At 66.2% G+C, this 503-nt stretch carries 1 pseudogene; it reads right to left on the reverse strand.

Annotated features, from left to right (window positions below):
* Positions 1–503, reverse strand: a pseudogene (locus J1G35_RS30680) (type VI secretion protein VasK); the annotation flags it as partial.

Here is a 503-nt window from a genome sequence, read left to right on the forward strand (position 1 = left end):
GACGTGGATCCGCAACCCACTGGCTGCCCTCCTTGCGCAACACGCCGCTCAATTGCCGCTGTAGAAACTGCTCGATGCGCCCGGAGTCCGCACGGATCATCTGCCCCAGCATCGGCAACGAGGCGTCACTTGTCGTGGCCGCAAACGGGTAGCGGCTGGCAAAGGCCGCGTTCCACTGGCTGACGATGGAGCGCTGCCACTGGCTGTTCAGGCCCGCGGCCGACGGTTGCAAGACCCGCTGCCAGGCCTGTTCCAGCGGCTGCACGAACAGCGTCTGCGCCGCCCCACTCCACTGCGCGCCGAGGCTGGCGGCCAGCAAGCTGCCGTAGGCCTGGGTGTCGGTGAGGTCAATGCGGCGCCCTTGAAACACGCTTTGCGCCAGGGCCTGGGTCATTTCCAGCGGGTCGGGTGCGGAGCTGACTTGCTGGAGTTTTAAGCGCACCCGTGTCACCCGGGTGAGGTAGGCCTGGAGGCTCAAGCCGTCGTTGTTGCTCTTGTCCAGC

The sequence above is a fragment of the Pseudomonas sp. SH10-3B genome (genome assembly GCF_019891415.1).
Lineage (GTDB): Bacteria > Pseudomonadota > Gammaproteobacteria > Pseudomonadales > Pseudomonadaceae > Aquipseudomonas.